1 protein-coding gene is annotated in these 475 nt (G+C 67.6%); it reads right to left on the bottom strand.

Features of this window, described 5'->3' with window-relative positions; translation table 11 throughout:
- Window positions 1–475: SDR family NAD(P)-dependent oxidoreductase (locus ACWTU8_RS32480; RefSeq protein ID WP_455851331.1), on the bottom strand; the 475-nt coding region annotated here is incomplete at both ends.

Below are 475 nucleotides of genomic sequence, written 5' to 3'. Positions count from 1 at the left end.
GAGGCGGTGTAGGAGGCGACGCGGATGCCGCCCTGGAAACTCAGCACCGAGGCGATGTTGACGATCTTGCCCCGGCGACCTTCGGCAAGGGCGCGCCTGGCGAAGGACTGACAGAGCAGAAACACCGTTTTCAAATTGACGTCCATGACGTCGTCCCAGTCGGTCTCGGTCAGATCGGCGGCATCGGCGCGCCGGATGATGCCGGCATTGTTGACCAGCCCGTCGAGCGGCCCGCTTTCGTCCCAGACCCGATCGAGCATCGGCCTGGCGGCCGCCGTGTCGGCAAGGTCGGCGCCCACCGCCTCGAACCTGGCACCGATGGCCGCGACCTTGCTCGCCGTATCGTCCATCGACGAGCGGCCGACGCCAACCACCGTACCGCCGGCGCGCGCGAGCGAGAGGACAATGCCTTGGCCGATGCCGGTGTTGGCGCCGGTGACCAGAATGCGCTTGCCGGCCAGGCTGAAAGCGGAGA

Source organism: Mesorhizobium sp. BHbdii, assembly GCF_053848045.1.
Note: the sequence above shows the minus strand (reverse complement) of the source record. Positions and strands in the feature narration are given on the sequence as shown.